A 17,407-nucleotide genomic window follows, 5' to 3' on the forward strand; every position below is an offset into this window, starting at 1 on the left:
CGTGAATGGAGACTGCGGATCGCAGCGCAGGATGCTGGATCCGATCGAGCGGTACCATCTGCACGTCACTTCGTCCCTCGGGGCGAAAGCCAGCCGCTGTCGGCCAGCCAGTCTTGCAGGCGATCAGGCCAGTGCAGGATCGATATCCGATCCGACTCGTCGAGGTTGAACGCATGGCCGCTGTCCGCATACATGTGCAACTCAGCCGACACGCCGCTCTTCCGGAGCTGTTCGTAGAGCGCGACGGTGGGTGCTGCACAGCAGGGATCGCGGCTTCCGGCGACCAGGAAGGCCGGCGGCGCGTTCTTGACGGCGGTGGCTGGGATGCCACGCGGTCCGGGGAAGACAAGCACCTGGAAATCAGGGCGTGCGGATTGTTTGTCGACGGCATCGAGGGCGCTGCGTCGTGCTGGCTCTGGATTGTCCGCGATCAGCGACACGAGTTCGCCTCCGGCTGAAAAGCCCATCGCACCGACGCGCGTCGGGTCGATGCCATAGTCGGTGGCATGCGCGCGAACCCAGCGCAGCGCGCGCCGCGCATCGTCCGCCGCATTGCCCTCGACCGAGTATTTCGACCCAGGCTCGTTTGCGAGCCGGTATTTGAGGACAAACGCGGTGACGCCCATGCGATTCAGTGCGGTCGCGACTTTGGTTCCTTCATTGGTCCACACGAGCAGTTTGTGGCCGCCACCAGGCATGATCACCATCGCTGCCCCGTTGCGGTGCGCAGGCGCGGCGGGGAAGGCGATCAGCGACGGATCATGGATGTTGCGTACCCAATAGTCGCGGGCGATCTCGGCCTCGCCACGGTGCGCAACTGATCCCGACGCGCCGTTGGGCCAGAGCTTGATCACCGTGTAGTGCGGCGGTTGCTCGGGCGCGGGATCCTGCGCCCCGAGCGGAACGGCCACCAGCAGCGCAACTGCCATGAGCACGGCACGTTTCAATTGGCTTGTACCATTGCGGCCACTGCTGCGCGCGCGGTCAGGATGGAAGCCGGGCGTGCGCTTGCTCCTGCAAGATTACCCGTATCACTGACGGCCGGGCTCGTCTGCGCCGCGGTGACGATACGAGCCATGACATCGGTCTGCGCCAGCGCGGGCGAAATTGCGCAAATCGTCAAGCAGGAGAGGTGCCAAAAAGGGTGCCGAACCCATTGAGGGGTGGCTTTCAAGCGGGGTCCGAATCCCATGGTCGCTCTCCCGATCTTATCGTTCTTTTCCAATGATATCGATAGCGCTACCATAGTCCAACGATTTCTAATCGGTTGCGGACAGCGAGGACTTCATCGTCAACGAATGCCAATCGAGATCCAGCGCCCGGGAGGGGCGCCTAGGCTAGTGGAAATCTGCAATGACAGGTCTCGTCGCGCTTCCGCTTTTACAGCGAGAAGAACGTACGCTGCATCGTGTCGGGATCGCCTTTTTGACGCAGAGCACAGCGAGTCGGCTAAGGCGCGGACGAAGCCCTTACTAATCACGGCTTGCAGAGTGACCTATTGTCACTTAATGCTGAGCGTCAGTTGTTCATAAGGAAGGCCGATGCCTACCCAAAAGCCGATTCTACGCGGCGATATCATGGTCAAGGCGGCAATTCCTCGGGACGTCATGACGTTCTGGGTTCGCGGCGGTGTGCTGCGTCCGATGGAAGCCCCTACGGGAACCGGCTTTAAGCTCCGCTTCTCCTGGTATGAGGCAAATATCGCCGCGATCATGAACCAGCTTCGCATACTCGGGGTAAAAATCGAGGGTATGCTGTCGATTGGTCGCGTCTACCGCGAGGCCATTGCTTACTTCGACGGGTTGGGGCTGAACCGTAACCAAGTTTATGGTCTGTGGTCGCTTTTCATTGTCGAAGATAGCTTTGTTGCGAGAATGCTCAGGCAGGCGGAGTTACGGAACCTCGTAAATTCACCCGGCTTCGATCGCGACAAGAACCCGAGCATTGTCGCAGCTTTCGTCGATCTTTCCGAAGATGAACAGGAGGAAGAGCTTAAAGAGGCGATGCTTGCGGCGGCAGGAGAAGCGCATGGAGAAAAGCGCCTAACTCGTGAAATTGCTGAAATCCGGGAGAATGTAGAGCGCGAGGACTTTTACCGGCACCTACACGCTTACCTAACCGTCACCGAGCAACCAAAGGCCGATGATCCCGCTGGCCACAGCGCCAATCTTGAGGAAATGACCTATTTCTGGCGCACCGGCGAGGGCGACGAATATCGCTTTGCATGGGGTCCGAAAGCGAGCGGCGAGGCCACCAAGGATGGCGCAAAGGCCATGATCGCGGTCGACGTCACAGCTGTACTCTATGAGGTCTGGAATCGGCCGGAAGACGGTACCTTTCCATGATCGTGAGCCCTGGCGACCCGGCTGCCGGTACACTTCGTCCGAAACCGTGCCGAGGCCCCACCCGATTGGGGAGGTTTTTTCTGTCTTATTGGTCCGCTGATGACTGTCGCTACTGGCCGAGGCGCGCCGCGTGACCAGCAAGCCGCGCCTGCGACCGCCTAAGGCTAAGCGGATCCGCTAATTTCGACACGTCCTTTCTAGCCATCTCTCGGAACGCGCTTCCGAGAACGCCACCGCCTTGCCGGAACGCATTCGATGACAAACCCCAAGTTTTCAGCCGCCACATTAACGGCTTCCATTGCAAAGAACGACAACCGGCAAGCTCCGCACGTCGTTCGCACTACGCCGCCCGTCGATGGCAGGACGCGATATCGCAAGTCGAAGCGTCCTGTTTTGAACGCGGACGGCACGCCGAAGATGGAGCTGAAGATCCATAACGCGCAGCCCAGCTTCGCGGGGTCGCACGACGCCGAGCGCCTCGAGGAAGCCGCATGAAGAACGTCGCCCAAGCGAAGCAAGATGGTCATGCCAGTGCAGCGGGTCGTTTCCTGCGTATCGACGACGTGATTGCGAGCACCGGACTAAGCCGTGCGACGATTTACCGGATGGTCGCGAACAACGACTTTCCCGCCCAGCACCCCCTCACGAAGCGCTGCATCGGCTGGTGGCAATCGGACGTCGATACGTGGCTAAAAGCGCGTCTGGCGAAGCCTCCTGTCCCAGCATGACACTGGTCAAACTTGCTCCCTCAAATTTCCAGGGGGGATCGATTGGGGGCACGCAAGGGGGCACTAGACGATGCGAAAATTCGAATAATGCACATATTACAGGACCTTAATGGAATGTACGCAGTAGCAGCCCTGTCCACCAAAGCTTTGCGGTATCACCGCCCAAGCTTTGGTCCTTCGCCGGTAGCAAGGCCAGGCGCGAACCTTACAACCTTCAGATCTGTGCCGGGATGTCGTGCGGACATCGTGCGCGAAAACGCGTCCCGCGACGGCATTCGGCGCGCTTCAAACAGGGATGCCTAACCGCAGAATTGCGGTTAATGTAGGTCTATGTCTGCCAGCCGCATTGATCTCCTGACCGAAGCGCAAAGGGCCTGTCTTCGACTGGTCCTGACGCATCACAATTCGAAGGAGATCGCAGCGCTGCTCGGCGTGTCGCCGTCGGCGATCGACAAGCGGATCGAACGCGCGGTTCAGGTGCTGGGCGCGGGGTCGCGGTTCGAGGCTGCGCGGCTGTTGCAACGGCACGAAACCGCCGGGGATTTCGATGTGCTCGCAGAGCCCCGCGTCATGCCCTCCGCCACGCCCGCGCCCCGCGCCGCGAACGACAGGACGGAGGACGGGACGTCGCCAATGCCGTCGTCGGACCTGCTGGTCGCGACGTATGATCGGCTCCCATCCGAACCAATCGACGTAGCGCGCGCGCCGTCGCATCCGCCACAGGTCGGCCAGGACGATCCATGGGGGCTCGTCCGCCGCTTCATAGGGATGACGCCCAGAGGCGGACCGGAGGGAGCGGCGCGGAACCGCCTGTCCAAGGGGGACAGGCTGATCCGGCTGGTCGGGCTCATGGCGTTGCTGGCGATCACCACGGTGGCGCTGGTGACGATGACGATGACCATGACGAGCCTGTTCAGGCAGGTTCGCGGCAGCGCCGCCTCTCCCCGGGTCGAGCATTCGTCGCGCTGGGGTGGGAAATTCGACATGTTGAAGGAACGTCGTCAGGCAACCGACAGGGTCACCGCAGACTTTCTGAAGGCGGAGGCGGCGGTCGACCAGGCCGCGTCGCTCGCCGCATCGTGCGTCGCGACCTTGTTGCAGCAGCGTGCGGCGGCAAAACTGCCGGTCGCGACCGGGATCGCCGCGCTGCAACTCGTCGCGGATGCATCGTCCGATCTGATCAAGGCCCGCCAGCGCTTCGTCGACGCGCACCATGCGCTGGTCGCGGTACGCAGCGAAATCGGCCTCGGTGCCTTCTATGCCTATGGTGACGAGGGCGAGTGTCCGCCCAACGAAGGGGCTCTGCGCGACGATGCGTTGCTGCACCTCGTCGTTGCCGCCTGACGACGCGGCCGGTGGATCGCTTGACCCGATAACGTGGACCGCGTCTGGATCTTCAACGCGCTGCAACTGGCGGCGACCGGCTATGCATTCTGGCGTGGCGGTGCCCCCGAGCGGCTGACCGGGCTTGCCCTGCTGCTCGCGGCACTGGCCACGCGGATGTTTCACCAGCTTGGCGCAGGCGAGTTCGTCGACGTCGAGATCGGCATCATGACCGTCGACATCGTCCTGCTCGGCGTGATGATCGCCATCACGCTGCACGCCGATCGGTTCTGGCCGGCCTGGGTCACCGCGCTCCATGCACTGGGAACCGGGGCGCATCTGGCCCGGGCGATCAACCCCGACGTGATCCGGCTCGCTTATGCGGTCCTGTCGGTCATGTGGAGCTACCCCATCGTCCTGCTGCTCGCCGTCGGAACGATGCGGCATGCCAGACGGGTCCGGTCGCGAGGCTGGGATCTCGACTGGAGCCGCCAGGACCCGACCCTTCCTTAGCCCTGCATCTGAGGCTTTAAATGTCTTATGCCATTCCTTTCATGCGACTCTTGAACGGCGCACGGCCCGGGCCGGCTCTTGCACCCGCCGCCGTCGATCCCGCCCGCCTGGTGAGCGCTGCCAAGCATCTGTACGAACTGCGTCGCCAGCGCGACGCGGCATTCGGCGCGGACCTGTTCTCCGAACCCGCCTGGGACATGCTGCTCGACCTGTTCATCTCGCATCACGAGGGGCGTCAGCTCAGCGTGTCCGCGGTGTGCATCGGCGCGCGGGCGCCCTCGGCGACGGCGCTGCGCTACCTTGCGATCCTGCAGGAGGCGGGTCTCGTCCTGCGGACCCGCGACAAAAATGACGGTCGACGATCGCATATTCAGCTGTCGGTCGTCGGGCGTCAGCGGATGAGCGATCTGCTCGCGGGTCTGGTGGATTGCTGATCCGCAAGCTGGCCGGGTGACCGGTCGAGCTTGGCGGACGGACGAACAAGATCCCTGCGGCCGGCGCCGACCGGGCGTCTTCGCGGCTGCTGCCGCGCGGCTCGATACGCCGCGCATGGCGGGCCCCGATCCGGCCATCCGCCATCCAAAGCTTGAAAAATTGCGCCTGCGATGGCATATAAGTCTCGGATACCCGTCAATTTTACTGGTTTGCGGGCCTCCCAATAAATTCCGGCAAATGGGCGAGGACTTTGAGCAACCGTTGTGCTCGGTCGATCGCTTCTGTGCGTCTTTCGGCCGATCCTGCGCAGCCCATCCATCATCCGGCGATGCGCCCTTAGCCGTCTCCGCCCCTCGGGGGCCGGGATCGGGGGCGGGCAGGCGGTAACGAAAAAGGCATCATAGTGCGAATTGGATCGAACGACGACACGCGGACCGCCGAGCAGTCAGGCGAAGCTCCAGCGGCCGGCACGGGCGTAACGCGCCGCAATCTTCTAGGCTCGGCGATCGTTGCGGGCGTCGCAGGGTCCTCCGCCATGGTTCCCCTGTCGCCGGCGCAGGCCGCGACGACGGAACGTTCGGTCGACGTGCTGCTGATCGGCGGCGGCATCATGAGCGCGACGCTCGCCGTGCTGCTGCGCCAGCTCGAGCCGAGCTGGACGATCGAGCTGGTCGAACGTCTCGACAAGGTCGCCGAGGAGAGCTCGGGCGGCTGGAACAACGCGGGCACCGGCCATTCGGCGCTGTGCGAACTCAACTACACGCCGGTCAACGCGGCCGACGGCCGTGTCGAGATCGCCAAGGCGGTCGAGATCAACGAGCAGTTCCAGGTCACGCGCCAGTTTCTCAGCCACCAGGTCAAGGCCGGCATGCTCGGCGCACCGCGGACGTTCATCAACTCGACCCCGCACATGAACCTCGTCTGGGGCGACGCCAATGTCGCCTTCCTTCGCAAGCGCTGGGAAGCGCTGGGCGCCAGTCCGCTCTTCTCCGGCATGGAGTTCTCGACCGACCGCGCCCAGATCGCCAAATGGGTGCCGCTGATGATGCAGGGCCGCGATCCGGCGCTGCCGCTTGCGGCGACCCGCTCGCCGCTCGGCACGGATTGCGACTGGGGTGCGGTGACGCGGCAATATATCGCCGCGCTCGACAAGCAGGCGAACTTCACGCTGACGACGGGGCATGAGGTCCGTTCGCTCGAGCGCAATGCCAAGGGCGGCTGGGAAGTCACCGCGCGCGACATGAAGACCGACGACAAGCAGGTCATCAATGCGCGCTTCGTCTTTGCCGGCGCGGGTGGCGGCGCACTGCCGATCCTGCAGAAGTCGGGCATCCCCGAGGCGGACGACTATGCCGGCTTTCCGGTCGGCGGATCCTTCCTGGTCGCGGACAAGCCGGAGATCACGCACCGCCATCTCGCCAAGGTTTACGGCAAGGCCGCGGTCGGCTCACCGCCCATGTCGGTGCCGCATCTCGACACCCGCTATCTCGACGGCAAGCAGGCGCTGCTGTTCGGACCGTTCGCGACCTTCTCGACCAAGTTCCTGAAGCAGGGGTCCTATTTCGATCTGCCTGCATCGGTGACGATCGACAATTTCCGGCCGATGGTCGCGGTCGGCTGGGACGATTTCGCGCTGGTCGAATATCTCGCAGGGCAGCTGATCATGTCGGATGCCGACCGGATGGAGGCGTTGCGCGAATATTTCCCCGGCGCCAAGGACGGCGACTGGCGCCTGTGGCAGGCGGGCCAGCGCGTGCAGATCATCAAGCGTGATCCTGAAAAGGGCGGCGTGCTGAAGCTGGGCACCGAGATCGTCGCGTCGAAGGACGGCTCGATCGCGGCGCTGCTCGGCGCGTCGCCGGGTGCGTCGACCGCGCCGTCGATCATGCTCGACCTGCTCAAGAAGGTGTTTCCGAACCGGCTGTCGACCGCCGGCTGGCAGGCCAAGATCCGCGAGATCGTCCCGAGCTACGGCATCAAGCTCAATGAGCATCCCGAACTGCTCGCCGATCACTGGGGCAATACCGCCGATACGCTGCAACTCGCCATCGCCTCGCCGGCGGTCCATGTCGCGACCAAGCCCCGCCCCGCCGCGATGCGCGTCAAGGCGGACCGCAGCCCCGACCTCGCCCTCTGACAGCTGTCCTCGACCGCGCCCTCCCCGGCATTGCCGGGGAGGGGTAAGCTATGGCACGCACGCGGGCCCTGCTGGCGGGAAATGCCCCATATCCGATCCGCCCCGCTAACGAAGATCGGCCACCTTGCGGTCATGCGTGAGCGAACATCAGAACGCCAGAATAGTAAAGCCGTCGAAATCATGTCGACCTGGGACGGTCTTGGTCAAAAAACACGATAGACTTGTCTGTCGATGCCCCCGACAGTTCTCCCGATATTTGTGTTTTGCCCCGCCTAATCGGGATAAGCGCTGGGGGAATGTATATGCAGCCTGTCCGGGCCGCCGAACACTCGAAACGTCGCTTTGTCGCATTAGATGGGTTGAGGGGGGTCGCGGCGCTGATGGTCGTGGCATATCATATCGGCATCTTCCTGAAGTTTCCGAGCGGAATGACGGTCCATGGCAATATCGCGGTGGACTTTTTCCTGTGTCTTAGCGGTTTCGTCCTCGCCTTCGCGCATGAGCGGCGGTTGCGCGAGGGCGGCGGTGAGTTCGCTCGCTTTCTGATGTCACGGGTGGTTCGGCTCTGGCCGAGCGTGCTCGCCGGATCGGTGGCGGCCTTGCTCGTGGCGCTCGGCATGGCGGGCGGCCCGGGGGCGTCATCCGCCTATCGGGCGTTTGCCCTGTCCCTCATCGTCCTGCCGCGGCTCGAGGGGCAGAATCTGGTCTGGTTCAACGGCGTCTACTGGTCGCTTTTTGCAGAGATCCTCGTCAATCTGCTTTGGGCGGTATCCGTCAAGGCCCTCGGCAATCGCGGGCTGATCACGATCGCCTTCGTCCTTTCGGTCGCGATCACCTGGGTCGCCATCGACCATAATAGCGTCCATTTCTTTTATCAGTCGGTCGATATGATCGTGCCAACGACGGTCAGGGCCTTGGCGTCCTTCTGCATGGGGGTGGTCGCATACCGGATCTACGAGGCGCGTCGCGTGAAGGCGGATGTTGCGCCCGTGATCCTGATCGCCGCACTCCTCTTTCCGATGATCGTGCCCGGCGTCTCCTGGTTTGGCATCCCGCTGTCGCTCTTCTACATCCTGTGCGCCAACCCGATGATCGTATTGCTCGGCGCACTTGGGCAACGAGAGCAGTCGCGCGTGCTGACATGGCTGGGGAATGTCTCCTTCCCACTATATGCCACGCATCTGCCGGTCGTCATGCTGCTCTCTCGATTGATGGCGGGCCAGCCGCTCGCCGAGCGACTGATCGCAGCGGTCGGTATCGTGGGGGCTGCGCTGATCGTGGCGGAGATCGTCCGCCGTTTCGTCGAAAAGCCGGCGCTCGCCTTTCTGGGCGCGCGCCTGCTCCTCCCGCGTCGCGCCGTTTCGGTCGGCTAGCGCGATGCGACGAGCGGCGCCGGCCGATGCTCGGCCTCGGCACCCAGAAAGGCCCTCCACGCATCGACGAAGGTCGGCATTGAGAACGCGTCGAGACGCGCCTCGAGATCGACCCGCCGTGCCGCGATCTGGTCCGAGCGGAGTTCGGCGAGCTGTGTCATTCCCGCGGCGATGGCCTCGACGGAGTGCGGATCGACCGCGATCGCACTTGGTCCCGCGACCTCTTCGAGGACGCTGTTGGCGCTGATCAGCGGCACCAGTCCGTTGCGCATCGCTTCCGCGACGGGGACGCCGAATCCTTCGAGAAGGCTCACCAGCACGAACCCCCGCGCATGCGCATAGAGCCAGCGCAACTGCTCGTCCGAGACATAGGGCAGGAGGATGACGCCGGGGGTTTGCTCCGCCTCGGCGATGACGGCCTCGGATCCCGGTTCGCGGCTGCCGCAGATGACATAGTGATAGCCCGCATCGGCAAGGCCCGCGCGTGCGAATGCGCGGATGCTGGCCAGCTGGTTCTTGCGGCGCCCGATGCTCCCCACGGTCAGCAGAAACAGGCCTTCAACGCCGTCCACGGCGTGTTGCGCGCCACCCGCCACGCCCGTGCGGATCGGTGGATAGATCACGGTGGCGGGGGACCCGGTGCCATAGAGGCGCTGAAATGCCGCCTTGGATGCCTGGCTGACAAAGGCCATGCGGGGCTGGCGTTCGGCGATGCGTGCATAGACCCGCTCGTAGAGCGCGGTGACGGACGGGGCGAAGAGTTCGGGATGCGTCAGGGGGCCGAGATCGTGGCACAGCACGGCATCATGCGACGTGACGTGCCAGCCCAGCACGGTCATCGGATCGAGATGAAGGACCGCGCGTCGGCTCCGCTGTCGCGGCAGCAGCCTGGGATACCGGGCTCTGAGGCGATCTTCTTCGGCCCATAATCGACCGATGACTTTGCGGGACAAGGCATTGACGCCGACCCTTTCGGGAAGTCTCCATATCTTCACGCTGCGAAATACATCCGGCAGCGTGTCGATGATATCCCTGCCGATAAAATACTTTCCGGTTCGATTGTGAAGCGAAAGGGTGAAGTCGACGTCCCATCGTTGAAAAGACTTGCTAATAGTATTTCATCCCGAAATCATCGGTAATATGCGCCATAGAGTTACCAGAAATCAGCAAACGGGTCATGTCGAAATCGGAATGGGGAGCCCGACTTCTAATAATCAGAAAATGCGGCGGGGCGGGTGCTGTGAGGCACAGAGTTCGCCATGCCGGCTATCGCCGCCTATAACAGCGCATCTCACGGCATAGTCAGGCAATGATCGGGTCACGCCCGTCAAGACTGGTCGGCGCTATTGGAAACGATGGAGCGGGTAACGGGAATCGAACCCGTGTATTCAGCTTGGAAGGCTGCTGTACTACCATTGTACTATACCCGCGAAGCCGGCGTTGCCGCGGCCTGCGCCCCCGCTCTGACCGTCGCGAAGGCGAGACGGGCGGCAGAAGGTGTAGGGTCGCGATAGCGCGGGTCGTGGGGTGGTGCAAGCCGGGGCAGGATGGTTCATGGTTTGCTGACGAAAATCGGCTACCCGTGGCGCCATGTCCGACGCGCCTGTGCTTCCCGAGACGACGAGCCTGACCCTGCAACGGCGCCGCGCCGCGGATCCGCGCCCCGCGTCCGCGGTCAGTCACGGCGCCGGGCTGGCGGGGCTGGCGGGGGTGCTCGGCTGGGTGGCGTGCGCGCGCGGCTGGGGGATGGACGGGCCCTATGCCGCGCTGGTCAACCTGCTCGCCTGCGCGGTCCCGATGATCCTGTGGTCGGTGCTGGTCGACAAGGTCCATCGCCGGCCGAGCACCGGGCTGGACTGGTCGCGGCCCCGGCCATGGCGCGAGACGATCGACGTCAGCCTGACCAAGCTCGCCGCCTTCTGGGTGACCTGGGCCGGGATCGCGGTGATCTATGGCACCGGGCGATTCTATTGGGAGGGGAATTTCGCCTTTGCGATGTGGTGCTTCACCAACGCCGCGCCGATCCTCGTGCTCGTGTCGATCCCCTATGTCCTCTGGCTCGACCGCTATCTGGTCGCGCCGAAGGACGGAGCGTGGTCGCTCGGGGCATGGCTGACCGGGCAGCCGGGGGTCGATCGTGCTGCGCTCCACAACCACCTACGCAGCTGGGGAGTGAAGGCGTTCTTCCTCGCCTTCATGCTCGCGATCGTGCCGGGCGGGTTCGGCGAGTTCATCCGCGGCGACACAAGCGCGATCCTGCGCGACCCTGTCGCGCTCGCCAGGTGGCTGATCACCTTCATGTTCCTGATCGACGTCGCCTTTGCGACGGTCGGCTATGTCCTGACGCTGCGACCGCTCGATTCGCATATCCGCAGCGCCAATCCGTTCGCAGCCGCCTGGATGGCGGCCTTGATGTGCTATCCGCCGATCATCCTCATGAGCGACGGCGGACCGATGGACTATCACCCGGGCACGCAGGAATGGGACGTCTGGTTCCAGTATCACCCCGTCCTGCTGGTGCTGATCGGCGCGGTATTGGTCGCGCTGACCGCGATCTATGCGTGGGCGACGATGGCGTTCGGCCTGCAATTCTCCAATCTCACCAACCGCGGGATCCTGACGCACGGGCCCTATGCCTGGTCGCGGCACCCCGCCTATCTGTCGAAGAACCTGTTCTGGTGGCTGTCGACGATCCCCGTGCTGACGACGGGGACGCCGATCGACGCGATGCGCGCGACCCTGCTGCTCGCGGCGGTCAGCGGGGTCTATTACTGGCGTGCGCGGACCGAGGAGCGGCATCTCGGCCTCGACCCCGATTACCGCGCCTATAGCGACTGGATGGCGCGCAACGGACCGGTACCGCGCCTCCTGGCGTGGGTGGCGGGATCGCGCCGAGCGTCAGGCGCCTAGAAGCTTTCCACGCCGTATACCTTGGCGATATCGCCGCCCCAGACACCGTTGTATTTGTCGAGCAGCAGCTCGGCGGGGACCTTGCCCGAGCGGACGATCTCGCGCAGCGGATCGAGGAAGCCGGTCTCGTTGTCGCCCGCCTTGTTCAGGCGCGCGCGCGACGACAGGCCGGCACCCGCGATATCGAGCACCTGTGCAGCGATGTCGCGCAACTGGCCGCCACCTGCGATCGGCGCATTCAGCCCGAGCTTGGGCACGGCATCGCGCAGCGACTGGCGTTCGTCGATCGTCCAGTCCTTCACCAGATCCCAGGCCGCATCGAGCGCACCCTGATCGTAGAGCAGCCCGACCCAGAGCGCGGGCAGCGCGCAGATCCGGTTCCACGGTCCGCCATCGGCGCCGCGCATCTCGAGGAAGGTCTTCAGCCGCACCTCGGGGAAGGCGGTCGAGAGATGATCGGTCCAGTCGTCGAGCGTCGGCTTCTCGCCGGGCAGGACGCTGAGCTCGCCCTTCAGGAAGTCGCGGAAGCTGAGCCCCGCCGCGTCGATATATCTGCCGTCGCGGTAGACGAAGTACATCGGCACATCGAGCGCATAGTCGGTGTAGCGATCATAGCCGAAGCCGTCCTCGAACACGAAGGGCAGCATGCCGGTGCGGTGCGGGTCGGTGTCGGACCAGATATGGCTGCGATAGGACAGCATGCCGTTGGGCTTGCCCTCGGTGAACGGCGAATTGGCGAACAGCGCGGTGGCGAGCGGCTGGAGTGCCAAGCCGACGCGGAATTTCTTCACCATGTCCGCTTCCGACGCGTAATCCAGGTTCACCTGGATCGTGCAGGTCCGCAGCATCATGTCGAGCCCCATGCTGCCGACGCGCGGCATGTGCCGCAGCATGATCGCATAGCGCCCCTTGGGCATGATCGGCAGCTCCGCGCGGGTCTTGTCGGGCCACATGCCGAGACCGAGGAAGCCGATGCCGAGCTTTTCGCCCGCGGCCTTGACCTGTTCGAGATGACGGCCGGTCTCGGCGCAGGTTTCGTGAAGGGTCTCGAGCGGCGCGCCCGACAGTTCGAACTGGCCCGCGGGCTCCAGGCTGATGCTCCCGTCCGCACCGGTCATCGCGATGACGTTCTCGGTACCATCGGGGCCGCGCTCGAACACGGGCGCCCAGCCATATTGCTCAAGCTCGCCGAGCAGCGCGCGGATGCCGCTCGCCTCTGTGTACGAAGGCGCGCGATGGTCGTCTTTCGCGTACACGAATTTCTCGTGCTCGGTGCCGATCCGCCAGCGGTCCTTGGGCTTTTCACCACGCGCGAAGCTGGCGATCAACTGGTCGCGCGACTCGATCGTCGGGCTGGTCTTTGCAGGGGCGGTCTTGCTCGTCATCGCCGCGCCTTACGCGGCGATGAACGAGGGTGCTAGAGGGGATTCGGACCGGTCGGTAGCAATGTCACGCGACGGGTGACGGGACGGGCGGTTCGGCCGCCCAATCGCCCGCCGCCGCCATCCACAGCGCGACCGCCGCCGCCGCGGCGGTTTCCGCGCGGAGGATGCGCGGGCCGAGCCCGATGCCGACCGCCTGGGGATGCGCGCGAATCGCCGCGCGCTCGTCGGCGTCGAAACCGCCTTCGGGGCCGATCAGGATCGCCGCGGGACCGGCATGCGCACGCATCGTCGCCAACGCGGGCGCGCCGCCGGTCTCGTCGGCGAAGAACAGGATGCGATTGGCGGGCCAGTCGCGGAGCAGCGCTGTGAGCTTTGCGGGTTCGGCGACCTGCGGCAGCGCGGTGCGCCCACATTGCTCGGCCGCCTCGATCATGTGCGTACGCAGACGGTCGGTATTGGGCTTGTCGACGACGGTGCGGCGCGTGACGACGGGGACGAGCCGGTCGACGCCGAGCTCGCACGCCTTCTCCGCGAGCCAGTCGACCCGGCCTTTCTTGAGCGGCGCGGCGCAGAGCCACAGATCGGGTACCGCCTCGCGTTCGCGGAGACTCTCGGTCACATCGAGGACGAGGTCGCGCTTGCCGACGCTGGTCGCGGTGGCGAGCCATTCGCCGGTGCGGTCGTCGAACAGCTTGACCGGGTCGCCGATCTTCAGCCGCATGACGCCGGCGAGATAATGCGCGGCGGGGCCGTCGACCGGCAGCGGGCCGGGGCTGAGCGGGGTGTCGACGAACAGCCGCGGCGTGGATTGCGGCGGCCAGGCTGGGGTTGCAGGCATGGCGGGGGCCTAGCAAATCCCACCGCATGCGGGGAGGGCGTTTCGCTCGTTCGCGATCCTCCGCCGTCAGGGGGGATTGGTTAGCGGCGGTTCCAGAGTTTGCGGGCGACGATCCATACGATGATCGCGACCGCGATGCCGAGGATCAGCGCGCCCGCGACCGCGCCGGCGACGCGGAAGATGCCCCAGAAGAGCGCCTCGACGAAACGGCCGACCGCGACCGACAGGCCGATCATGCAAAGGGGCTCGAACGCGACACTGCCGCTATCCTAGCCGCTGCGGGCTTGCGCGCCAAACGCCGTCTTCCTACGCCCCGCGTCATGCAGACCACACCGAGCCCGATGGACATCGTCCCCGACAGCGAACATCGCGGCCTGGTCGCGCGGCTGCCGCCGACGCTGCGCGGGCTGGCGCTGCTCGCGCGGTTCGATCGGCCGATCGGCTGGTGGCTGCTGTTCTGGCCCGGCGCCTGGGGGATCGCGCTGGCGGGCGGGGCGTGGGCGCGCTGGGATCTGATCGCGTGGTTCCTGCTCGGCAGCATCGCGATGCGCGGCGCAGGCTGCGTGTTCAACGACATCGTCGACCGCGATCTCGACGCGCAGGTCGCGCGGACGCGCGCGCGGCCGATCCCGAGCGGGCTCGTCTCGTTGCGGCTGGCGTGGATCTGGCTCGGCGCGCTGGCGCTCGTCGGGCTGGTCGTGCTGCTGCAGCTGACGCCGCTCGCCGCGGTCGTCGCGCTGGCGAGCCTCGCGCCGGTCGCCGCCTATCCGTTCATGAAGCGCATCACCTGGTGGCCGCAGGCATGGCTCGGGCTGGTGTTCAGCTGGGCGTTGCTGGTCGGGTGGAGCGACATCGCCGGCGCGCTGACGTTGCCGATGTGGCTGCTCTATGCGGGGTCTATCGCCTGGGTGATCGGCTATGACACGATCTATGCGCTGCAGGACCGCGAGGACGATGCGATGATCGGCGTCCGGTCGTCCGCCTTGCGCATGGGGCGGCATGTAAAGGCGGGGGTCGGGATTTTCTATGCGATCGCGGTCGGGTTCTGGGCCGCGGCGTTCTGGACGATGCGGCCCGATCCGCTCGCGATCGCCGCGCTGGCGCCCGCCGCGCTGCATCTGGGGTGGCAGGTCGTCACGCTGCGCGCGGACAACAGCGCCGGTGCGCTCGCCCGATTCCGCGCCAACCGCTTCACCGGGTTGCTGATCTTCCTCGCCTGCGTGGTTGTCGGCACGAGCCTGTGACCCTAGATCGGCGACATGCTCACACCCGATCAAGCCCGCGACCGCGCCCATGACATCGTAGCGCGCGCCAAGGCCGCCGGCGCGGACGCCGCCGATGCGGTCTTCGCCGCCGATGCCTCGCTCGACGTTTCGATCCGCCTCGGCAAGCTCGAGGATATCGGCCGGTCGGAGAGCGAGGACCTGGGGTTGCGCGTGTTCGTCGGCAAGCGGTCGGCGAGCGTCTCGACCTCCGACCTGTCGTCCGCGGCGATGGACGCGCTCGCGGCGCGCGCGGTGGCGATGGCGCGCGAGGCCCCCGAGGATGCCTGGGCCGGCCTCGCCCCCGAAAACCGCCTGTTGCACGGCGTACCGCCGATGCTCGGGCTTGCCGATCACGGTGAGGTCTCGCCCGAGCAGTTGCGCGATGCGGCGACCGCTGCAGAGGATGCGGCGCGCGCGGTGCCCGGCGTGACGAACAGCGAAGGCGGCGGCGCGAGCGCGTCGAGCAGCGTCTGGGCGCTGGCCACCAGCCATGGGTTCGCGGGCGCCTATGCCTCGACCGCCTACGGCGTGTCGGCGAGCGTGCTGGCGGGCGAGGGCGGCGCGATGCAGCGCGACTATGCCTATCACAGCGTGCGGCACCGCCAGCATCTCGAATCGCCCGAGGCGATCGGGCAGCGCGCGGGCGAGCAGGCGGTCGCGCGGCTCAATCCGGGGCGGCTCGCGAGCGGGCCGATGACGGTGGTGTATGATCCGCGTGTCGGGAGCTCGCTGCTCGGCCATCTGATCGCGGCGATCGCGGGGCAGGCGATCACGCGCAAGACGAGCTTCCTGCTCGATTCGCTCGGCTCGCAGGTGTTTGCGCACGGCATCACGATCCGCGACGATCCGCATCGGCCCTACGGATTGCGATCCCGGCCGTTTGACGGCGAGGGCCTGCCGGTGTCGCCGACCGCGATCATCGAACATGGCATGCTCGAAAGCTGGCTGCTCGATTCGGCCTCGGCGCGGCAGTTGGGGCTCGAGCCGACCGGCCATGCCGCGCGCGGCGTCAACGGCGCGCCGGGCGTGTCGACGAGCAACGTCTTCATGGAAGCGGGCACGATGCCCCCCGAGACGCTGATCGAGGATATCGTGTCGGGCGTCTATGTCACCGAACTGATGGGCGGCGGCGCGAATGGCGTCACCGGCGACTACAGCCGCGGCGCGGCGGGTTTCAGAATCGAGAATGGCGTCATCACCGGGCCGGTCGCCGAATTCACGATCGCGGGGAATGCGAAGGACATGTTCCTGGCGATGACCCCCGCCAACGATCTCGAATTCCGCTACGGCATCAACGTGCCCACGTTGCGCGTGGAGGGGATGACGGTGGCGAGTGGCTGAACCGCCCCCGGGTCCCGTCACGACGTTGCGCGCGGCGGTCGAATCGATCGCTGCCGAAGCCGGGCAGATGGCGCTCGCGCGGTTCGGGACCGATTTCCACCGTTGGGAAAAGACGCCGGGCAGCCCGGTGTGTGAGGTCGATATCGATATCGACCGGATGTTGAAGGTGCGGCTGTCCGCACTGCTGCCCGATGCCGGCTGGCTGTCGGAGGAAACCGCCGACAATCCCGCGCGGCTCGCGCGCGACCGGCTCTGGGTCGTCGACCCGATCGACGGCACGCGCGACTATATCCGGGCACGTCCGGGCTGGTGCGTGTCGATCGCGCTGGTCGAGCGCGGGCGGGTGGTGATCGGCGTGCTCGATGCGCCGGCGCGAGGCGAGATCTGGTCGGCGGCGCTGGGGGAAGGCGCGACGCTCAACGGTGCAGTGCTGCGCGCCGGATCCCGCACTGACTTTCCCGGATCGCGCGTGCCGACCGATGCGCTGCCCAAGGCGGACCGCGATCTCGTGGTGGTCGAGAAACCCAATTCTATCGCGCTCAGGATCGCGATGGTCGCGGCCGACCGGGCGGATCTGGTCGCGACGCTGCGCTGGGGAAATGAGTGGGACATCGCCGCCGCCGCGCTGGTCGCGAGCGAGGCGGGCGCCGCAGTGACCGACGCCGTCGGCATCCCGCTGGTGTTCAATAAGCCGCGCCCGCAGGCGTTCGGGGTTGTCGCGAGCACCCGCGGCATCCACCGCGCGGCGATCGCGCGGCTGGCGGATCGGGCGGCGGCTATTCTAGGGTAGGGCTGGGCGCTTCGCTGGACACGA

The 17,407-nt window shown here is 65.6% G+C and carries 17 protein-coding genes and 1 tRNA gene; 12 read left to right on the forward strand and 6 right to left on the reverse strand.

The annotated features are described in order from the left end of the window. Window positions 1-65 precede the first annotated feature (65 nt). Window positions 66-929, reverse strand: a complete 864-nt coding sequence (locus tag SOM18_RS04500; RefSeq protein WP_320481390.1) for an alpha/beta hydrolase — start codon at window positions 927-929, stop codon at window positions 66-68. 612 nt (window positions 930-1,541) lie between these two features. Here SOM18_RS04500 and SOM18_RS04505 point away from each other — a divergent pair. The 8 genes from SOM18_RS04505 (at window position 1,542) to SOM18_RS04540 (ending at window position 8,854) form a co-directional block, all read left to right on the forward strand. Continuing rightward, a complete protein-coding gene (locus SOM18_RS04505) occupies window positions 1,542-2,345 on the forward strand; it encodes a hypothetical protein (protein WP_320481391.1) in 804 nt (267 codons plus the stop codon). A gap of 255 nt (window positions 2,346-2,600) precedes the next feature. After that, complete coding sequence (locus SOM18_RS04510; protein WP_320481392.1) at window positions 2,601-2,840, forward strand: hypothetical protein; 240 nt, start codon at window positions 2,601-2,603, stop codon at window positions 2,838-2,840. After that, the gene (locus SOM18_RS04515) at window positions 2,837-3,073 is read left to right on the forward strand and encodes a helix-turn-helix transcriptional regulator (RefSeq protein ID WP_192191366.1); all 237 of its coding nucleotides are present in this window, start codon (window positions 2,837-2,839) and stop codon (window positions 3,071-3,073) included. Before SOM18_RS04510 ends, SOM18_RS04515 begins: the two co-directional genes overlap by 4 nt. 330 nt (window positions 3,074-3,403) lie before the next feature. Further along, complete coding sequence (locus tag SOM18_RS04520; RefSeq protein ID WP_320481393.1) at window positions 3,404-4,417, forward strand: helix-turn-helix transcriptional regulator; 1,014 nt, start codon at window positions 3,404-3,406, stop codon at window positions 4,415-4,417. Between the two features lie 33 nt (window positions 4,418-4,450). Further along, on the forward strand, window positions 4,451-4,909 hold the full coding sequence (locus SOM18_RS04525; protein ID WP_042467030.1) for a hypothetical protein: 459 nt from the start codon (window positions 4,451-4,453) through the stop codon (window positions 4,907-4,909). Window positions 4,910-4,950: 41 nt separating this feature from the next. Next, complete coding sequence (locus SOM18_RS04530; protein ID WP_042467029.1) at window positions 4,951-5,343, forward strand: hypothetical protein; 393 nt, start codon at window positions 4,951-4,953, stop codon at window positions 5,341-5,343. A 506-nt stretch (window positions 5,344-5,849) separates the two neighbouring features. After that, window positions 5,850-7,481, forward strand: coding sequence for a malate dehydrogenase (quinone) (gene mqo, locus SOM18_RS04535; protein ID WP_042467034.1), 1,632 nt, complete (start codon window positions 5,850-5,852; stop codon window positions 7,479-7,481). 221 nt (window positions 7,482-7,702) lie between these two features. Continuing rightward, window positions 7,703-8,854 (forward strand): acyltransferase family protein, encoded by a 1,152-nt coding sequence (locus SOM18_RS04540; protein WP_152555472.1) that lies wholly within the window; start codon window positions 7,703-7,705, stop codon window positions 8,852-8,854. Here SOM18_RS04540 and SOM18_RS04545 read toward each other — a convergent pair. Together SOM18_RS04545 and SOM18_RS04550 are read right to left on the reverse strand one after the other, a co-directional pair. Then, entirely contained in the window at window positions 8,851-9,693 is an 843-nt protein-coding gene (locus SOM18_RS04545) for a glycosyltransferase family 4 protein (protein WP_052380912.1), read from the reverse strand. The two genes, SOM18_RS04540 and SOM18_RS04545, sit on opposite strands and share 4 nt — an antisense overlap. Window positions 9,694-10,210: 517 nt before the next feature. Next, window positions 10,211-10,284 (reverse strand) — tRNA-Gly (locus SOM18_RS04550). A gap of 160 nt (window positions 10,285-10,444) precedes the next feature. On the opposite strand from SOM18_RS04550, the gene SOM18_RS04555 reads away from it, so the two are divergent. Next, a complete protein-coding gene (locus SOM18_RS04555; RefSeq protein ID WP_320481394.1) occupies window positions 10,445-11,764 on the forward strand; it encodes a methyltransferase family protein in 1,320 nt (439 codons plus the stop codon). Here SOM18_RS04555 and SOM18_RS04560 read toward each other — a convergent pair. The 3 genes from SOM18_RS04560 to SOM18_RS04570 all read right to left on the reverse strand — a co-directional run bounded on the left by SOM18_RS04560 (window position 11,761) and on the right by SOM18_RS04570 (window position 14,223). Beyond that, a complete protein-coding gene (locus tag SOM18_RS04560) occupies window positions 11,761-13,149 on the reverse strand; it encodes a glutamate--cysteine ligase (RefSeq protein ID WP_031439554.1) in 1,389 nt (462 codons plus the stop codon). The genes SOM18_RS04555 and SOM18_RS04560 overlap by 4 nt on opposite strands. A 64-nt stretch (window positions 13,150-13,213) precedes the next feature. Next, on the reverse strand, window positions 13,214-13,987 hold the full coding sequence (locus SOM18_RS04565) for a 16S rRNA (uracil(1498)-N(3))-methyltransferase (protein WP_320481395.1): 774 nt from the start codon (window positions 13,985-13,987) through the stop codon (window positions 13,214-13,216). 80 nt (window positions 13,988-14,067) lie between these two features. Beyond that, window positions 14,068-14,223, reverse strand: coding sequence for a hypothetical protein (locus SOM18_RS04570; RefSeq protein WP_166746254.1), 156 nt, complete (start codon window positions 14,221-14,223; stop codon window positions 14,068-14,070). An 84-nt stretch (window positions 14,224-14,307) separates the two neighbouring features. Between SOM18_RS04570 and ubiA the strand changes: the two genes are divergently transcribed. From ubiA to SOM18_RS04585, 3 genes are read left to right on the forward strand one after another with little or no spacing between them, the layout of a single operon-like run. Continuing rightward, window positions 14,308-15,231: a 4-hydroxybenzoate octaprenyltransferase gene (gene ubiA / locus SOM18_RS04575; protein ID WP_320481396.1), complete on the forward strand. Its 924-nt coding sequence runs from the start codon at window positions 14,308-14,310 to the stop codon at window positions 15,229-15,231. Window positions 15,232-15,246: 15 nt separating this feature from the next. Beyond that, a complete protein-coding gene (locus SOM18_RS04580; protein ID WP_056407249.1) occupies window positions 15,247-16,593 on the forward strand; it encodes a TldD/PmbA family protein in 1,347 nt (448 codons plus the stop codon). Further along, window positions 16,586-17,383, forward strand: coding sequence for a 3'(2'),5'-bisphosphate nucleotidase CysQ (locus SOM18_RS04585; RefSeq protein WP_081874346.1), 798 nt, complete (start codon window positions 16,586-16,588; stop codon window positions 17,381-17,383). The genes SOM18_RS04580 and SOM18_RS04585 overlap by 8 nt, the downstream gene beginning before the upstream one ends. Window positions 17,384-17,407 lie beyond the last annotated feature (24 nt).

The sequence above is a fragment of the Sphingomonas sp. CFBP9019 genome, from assembly GCF_034045155.1.
In the GTDB taxonomy this organism is placed as follows: Bacteria; Pseudomonadota; Alphaproteobacteria; order Sphingomonadales; family Sphingomonadaceae; genus Sphingomonas; species Sphingomonas aerolata.

Coding starts and splice junctions, on each gene's coding strand:
- ubiA (WP_320481396.1), top strand. CDS start 14,308: ATGCAGACCACACCGAGCCCGATGGACATCGTCCCCGACAGCGAACAT.
- SOM18_RS04530 (WP_042467029.1), top strand. CDS start 4,951: ATGCGACTCTTGAACGGCGCACGGCCCGGGCCGGCTCTTGCACCCGCC.
- SOM18_RS04545 (WP_052380912.1), bottom strand. CDS start 9,693: ATGACCGTGCTGGGCTGGCACGTCACGTCGCATGATGCCGTGCTGTGC.
- SOM18_RS04510 (WP_320481392.1), top strand. CDS start 2,601: ATGACAAACCCCAAGTTTTCAGCCGCCACATTAACGGCTTCCATTGCA.
- SOM18_RS04570 (WP_166746254.1), bottom strand. CDS start 14,223: ATGATCGGCCTGTCGGTCGCGGTCGGCCGTTTCGTCGAGGCGCTCTTC.
- SOM18_RS04500 (WP_320481390.1), bottom strand. CDS start 929: ATGGCAGTTGCGCTGCTGGTGGCCGTTCCGCTCGGGGCGCAGGATCCC.
- SOM18_RS04580 (WP_056407249.1), top strand. CDS start 15,247: ATGCTCACACCCGATCAAGCCCGCGACCGCGCCCATGACATCGTAGCG.
- SOM18_RS04560 (WP_031439554.1), bottom strand. CDS start 13,149: ATGACGAGCAAGACCGCCCCTGCAAAGACCAGCCCGACGATCGAGTCG.
- SOM18_RS04515 (WP_192191366.1), top strand. CDS start 2,837: ATGAAGAACGTCGCCCAAGCGAAGCAAGATGGTCATGCCAGTGCAGCG.
- SOM18_RS04505 (WP_320481391.1), top strand. CDS start 1,542: ATGCCTACCCAAAAGCCGATTCTACGCGGCGATATCATGGTCAAGGCG.
- SOM18_RS04520 (WP_320481393.1), top strand. CDS start 3,404: ATGTCTGCCAGCCGCATTGATCTCCTGACCGAAGCGCAAAGGGCCTGT.
- SOM18_RS04565 (WP_320481395.1), bottom strand. CDS start 13,987: ATGCCTGCAACCCCAGCCTGGCCGCCGCAATCCACGCCGCGGCTGTTC.
- SOM18_RS04555 (WP_320481394.1), top strand. CDS start 10,445: ATGTCCGACGCGCCTGTGCTTCCCGAGACGACGAGCCTGACCCTGCAA.